Raw genomic sequence first — 4,699 nt, forward strand, 5'->3', positions numbered from 1 at the left:
GCGCGAGATCCGGTTGGTACGTCCAGTCGGCGTTGATCTGCCAGGCGAAGACAACGCGCCGCGGCGGCTCCCAGGCGAGAACCGTGCCCCAGTCGCACTCGACGTCGTCCACCTGCTCGCTGTAGCAGCGGCCGCCCACGCGCTCCTCCATGATCGCCCGCTTGAGCTTGGACTTGCCGATGTGATGGCTGCGCGGCCACCAGCTGTCGAACTCGTGCGTGAACACCTTGAACGCGCGCGCCGCGGGCGCGTTCACCCGGATCGTCCTGCGTACCGATTCGCCCGCTGCTTCATCCGTCGCCGTCGCCATCATTCCTCCCCCGGTTGCGACGCTTCGACCTTCGCCTTGAAGGCAGCCAGCGCCTGATTCCAGAACTCATCGAAGTACTCGCGCAGCGAACCGAACGCGGCGGGATTGAGCGAATACTCCCGCCGGGTCCCGTACTGCCGATCGGTCACCAGTCCCGCGTCCTTGAGCACCCGCAGGTGTTGCGAGATGGCCGGCCGGCTGACAGGGAACCGGCGGGCCAGCTTGCCGACCGGCAGCGGCCCGGTGAGCAGGTGGGAGAGGATCGCGCGACGCGTTGGGTCGCCCAGGGCGTCGAGTTGCGCTGCGTGGTGCGCTTTCATGAACGGTAAGTTTAAACTTACCAAATCGCGGCGTCAAGCGGGGCATCGCGGGCGAAGCCAAGGAGTGACGCGCCGAAACCGCCGGGTATTCCGCCTGCGCAGGCGGCGGCGTAGCGTAGGGTCGTGAAAATCAAGACCCGGGCTGCGGAAACAGCGGCGGTCGGCGCCGTGCAGGCGCGCAGCGTCGAACTGAAGCGCGAGCTGGGGCTGTTCGACCTCGTGCTCACGCAGGTGATGTTCATCGTCGGCGCGCAGTGGGTGGGCACGGCCGCCATGCTGGGCCATGCCCAGGTGTTCTACTGGCTGCTGGCCATGGCGCTGTTCTACCTGCCGCAGGCGGCGGTGGTGATCCATCTCAACCGCTTGATGCCGCTGGAGGGCGGGCTCTACCAGTGGGCCAAGCTCGGGTTCAACGACGGGGTGGGCTTCCTCGTGGCGTGGAACCTGTGGGTGTTCGCGCTGATCCTGCTGTCGTCGTACGGCCTGGTGATCGCCGACACGTTCAGTTACGCGCTCGGTCCCGGGGCGGCCTGGTTCACCTCCACCAAGTGGTACGACGGCGCGGTGACCGGCTTCGTGGTGGCCACGATCATTCTCGTGTCGCTGTACGGGCTCCGCGTGGGAAAATGGGTGCACGACGCGGGCGGCATGGCGCACCTGATCACCTTCGGCGCGCTGCTCCTGATGCCGCTGGTCGCCATCTCGCATCACGCGATCACCAACTACCACCCGTTCGCCGTGTCGGTGCCGAGGGCTTCGTTGCTCTCGGTGAACATCTTCAGCAAGCTGGCGCTGGGCGCCCTCACCGGGTTCGAGTACGTGGCGATCCTGGCTGGCGAGACGCGCGACCCTGGACGCGCGATCGGGCGATCGGTGATGATCGCCACGCCGATCATCGCGCTCATGTTCATTCTCGGCACCGGCGCCGTGTTGTCGGCCACCCCGATCGGCAAGATCGATCTCATCGCGCCGATCCCGCAGGCGCTGACGCTGGGGCTGCATTCGTTCGGGTTCGCGGTGTACATCGTGCCGGTGCTCACGATGCTGCTGCTCACGCGGCACATCGCGAACGTGAATCTGCTGTTCGCGGCGAATACGCGTCTGCCGCTGGTCGCCGGGTGGGACGGGCTGCTGCCGGCCTGGTTCACGCGGCTCCATCCCCGGTTCCGGACGCCGCTCAATTCGATCCTCTTCGTGGGCGTCGTGACGCTGGTGTTCGCGGCGGTGAGCCTGTTGGGCGTGGGGCTGCAGGAGGCGTTCCAGCTGCTCGACAGCGCGGCCGGCATCCTGTATGCCATCGCCTACCTGGCGATGTTCGCGCTGCCCATCCTCGGCATGCGGGGCTTCGACCGCCCGCCGCTCTGGCTCCGGCTGGCGGCGGTGTCGGGCTTCGCGGTGACGCTCCTGTACATCGTGTTCTCGCTGTTTCCCATCATCGACGTAACGAGCCGGGGCTCGTTTGCCGGCAAGATCATCGCCGTGGTCGTGGGCGCGAATCTCCTGGGCGCGGCGATCTACCGGGCGGAGAAGCGCCGGCGGGCGGCCCGCGCGAATTACATTTCTGGGTGAACCACATCTCGAGGCGTTGACATGATCGCGTGGATCGGAACGGGACTTCTGGGAACGAACTTCGTGCGCGCGCTCCGCGCGCGCGGCGAGCAGGTGCAGGTCTGGAATCGGTCGCCGGACAGGGCGCGGGCGCTGGAGGCCGACGGGGCCACGGTGTTCACCGATCCGGCCCAGGCGGTGCGCGGCGCCGTCCGCGTGCACGTGGCGCTCTCCGACGATGCCGCGGTGGACGACGTGTTGGAGCGGTGCCGCCCGGGATTGGGGCCGGACGCGATCATCGTGGACCACACGACGACGTCGCCCACGGGCACGGCGGCTCGCGTGGCGCGGTGGACGGCGCGGGGCGTGGCGTTCCAGCATGCGCCGGTGTTCATGGGGCCGCAGAACGCGCTGGAACGCACGGGCTTCATGCTCGCGTCGGGCGATCGCGCGCGGTTCGACGCGCTGGCCCCGGAGCTCGCGAAGATGACCGGCAAGCTGGTGTACGTGGGGCCGCAGCCGGAGCGGGCCGCGGGGATGAAGCTGCTGGGCAACCTGTTTCTCGTGTCGATGATCGCGGGCGCCACCGACATGCTGTCGCTGGCCAAGGCGATGCACATTCCGGCCGCCGATGCGGCGTCGCTGTTCGACTGGTTCAATCCGGGCGCGATGTTGCCGGCGCGGCTGCAGCGCATGCTCGAGGCCGACTTCGAACATCCGTCGTGGAACCTGGCCATGGCGCGCAAGGATGCCCGCCTGATGATCGAGGAGGCCGAGCGGGGCGGCGCGCCGCTGACCGTCATCCCGGCGGCGGCGGCGGAGATGGATCGCTGGATCGCCATGGGGCATGGGCAGGACGACTGGACGGTGATCGCGGCCGACACGCTCCGATGAAGTACGCGGCGATGATGTTGGCGCTGGCCGGTGCGGCGGCGTGCACGCCCGCGGCGCGCACGGCGCCGGCGCCGGTGGCGTCACGCGTGGTGGAACAGCCGGGGGCGCTCCGCTGGATGCGCCGGTCGGCGGAGTATCGCGCGCTCACGCGCCAGACCTACGCCGGTGCGGCGCGGCGCCTGGACGAGCTGGCGCCGGCCGTGGCGGCGGGGAGTTGGGGGGTGATTCTCGACGCCGACGAGACGGTGCTGGACAACAGCGCCTACGAGCGCCGGCGGGCGCTGCTCGACAGCGGCTACACCGACGCGAGCTGGGCGGCGTGGGTGAAGGAGGAGGCGGCAGGGGCCGTGCCCGGCGCGCCGGGATTCACGGCCCATGTGCGCGCGTTGGGCGGGCGCGTGGTGATCGTCACCAACCGCGCCGATTCCCTGTGCGCCGAGACGCGGGCCAATCTGCGCTCGGCGGGCATCACCGCCGACGTCGTGCTGTGCCAGCCGCCGGGCGAGTCGGACAAGAATCCGCGCTTCGCGCGCGTGGAGCGCGGCACCGCGGGCGCCGGCGTGCCGCCGTTGATGATTCTGGAATGGGTGGGCGACAACATCCAGGACTTTCCACGGCTCACGCAGGCGATGCGCGGGGACAGCAGCGCGTTCACTCCGTTCGGCCGGACGTTCTGGGTGTTGCCCAATCCGGTGTACGGCTCGTGGGAGAAGAACACGGCGCCGTAGGGCGCCGCGGCGAGCATCCGGCGGGCGTTCGCGTGCCGGCGACTTCACGGTGAGGAACCACGTGGCCAAGGACCAGTGGGCGGCGGTCGATCGCTACATCTCGGATCTGTTCGTGGGGCAGGACGCGACGCTGGACGCGGCGCTGGCCGACAGCGCGGCGGCCGGGCTGCCGGACATCCAGGTGAGCGCGCCCGCCGGCAAGCTGCTCCATCTGCTGGCGCGGGCCGTGGGCGCGCGGTCGGTGCTGGAGGTGGGAACGCTGGGTGGGTACAGCACGATCTGGCTGGCGCGGGCCATCGCGCCGGGCGGGCGGCTGATCACGCTCGAAGTGAACCCCACGCACGCCGCGGTGGCGCGCGCGAACGTCGCGCGCGCGGGGGTGTCGGACATCGTCGACGTGCGGCTGGGGCGGGCGCTGGACTCGCTGCCGCAACTCGTCGCCGAGGGCGCGGGACCGTTCGACCTGGTGTTCATCGACGCCGACAAGCCCAACATCGCCGAGTACTTCACGTGGGCGCTGCGGCTCACGCGACCGGGCGGCGTGATCATCGTGGACAACGTGGTGCGCAACGGGGCGGTGATCGATGCGGCGAGCGACGACGTGAACGTGCAGGGCGTGCGGCGGTTCAACGAACTGGCGGCGGCGAACCGGCGCGTGAGCACGACGGTCATCCAGACCGTGGGCAGCAAGGGGTACGACGGGTTCTCGCTGTCCGTGGTGCTCGACGGGGCGTAGCGGTCAGGGGCCGGTGGACACGGCGCCCACCATGCCCAGGGGCTCGCCCTCTCCCATGGCGGGGGACGCCACGACGTACAACACGATGCCGGCCATCGGCGCGCGCACCTCGGCGATCGTCTCGCCGAAGTAGTCGGTGAGGTGGCCAAAGGGCGCGCCCTTG

General features: G+C 69.8%; 6 protein-coding genes. 4 read left to right on the plus strand and 2 right to left on the minus strand.

Annotation, left to right across the window (positions count from 1 at the left end; genetic code table 11):
- Together VNE60_12940 and VNE60_12945 are read right to left on the minus strand one after the other, a co-directional pair.
- Positions 1-256, minus strand: a 256-nt coding sequence (locus VNE60_12940; GenBank protein ID HVB32424.1) for an SRPBCC domain-containing protein, incomplete at its 3' end; no start/stop codon positions are given.
- 53 nt (positions 257-309) lie between these two features.
- On the minus strand, positions 310-630 hold the full coding sequence (locus VNE60_12945) for a metalloregulator ArsR/SmtB family transcription factor (GenBank protein ID HVB32425.1): 321 nt from the start codon (positions 628-630) through the stop codon (positions 310-312).
- A 123-nt stretch (positions 631-753) separates the two neighbouring features.
- Between VNE60_12945 and VNE60_12950 the strand changes: the two genes are divergently transcribed.
- The 4 genes from VNE60_12950 to VNE60_12965 are packed head-to-tail and all read left to right on the plus strand — an operon-like array spanning position 754 to position 4,536.
- Positions 754-2,199, plus strand: coding sequence for an APC family permease (locus VNE60_12950; GenBank protein HVB32426.1), 1,446 nt, complete (start codon positions 754-756; stop codon positions 2,197-2,199).
- A 21-nt stretch (positions 2,200-2,220) separates the two neighbouring features.
- A complete protein-coding gene (locus tag VNE60_12955; protein ID HVB32427.1) occupies positions 2,221-3,072 on the plus strand; it encodes an NAD(P)-dependent oxidoreductase in 852 nt (283 codons plus the stop codon).
- Positions 3,069-3,800: an HAD family acid phosphatase gene (locus VNE60_12960; GenBank protein ID HVB32428.1), complete on the plus strand. Its 732-nt coding sequence runs from the start codon at positions 3,069-3,071 to the stop codon at positions 3,798-3,800. Before VNE60_12955 ends, VNE60_12960 begins: the two co-directional genes overlap by 4 nt.
- Before the next feature lie 49 nt (positions 3,801-3,849).
- The gene (locus VNE60_12965) at positions 3,850-4,536 is read left to right on the plus strand and encodes an O-methyltransferase (GenBank protein ID HVB32429.1); all 687 of its coding nucleotides are present in this window, start codon (positions 3,850-3,852) and stop codon (positions 4,534-4,536) included.
- Positions 4,537-4,699: the final 163 nt, after the last annotated feature.

It is taken from the genome of Gemmatimonadaceae bacterium, from assembly GCA_035533755.1.
Taxonomy (GTDB): Bacteria; Gemmatimonadota; Gemmatimonadetes; order Gemmatimonadales; family Gemmatimonadaceae; genus JAGWRI01.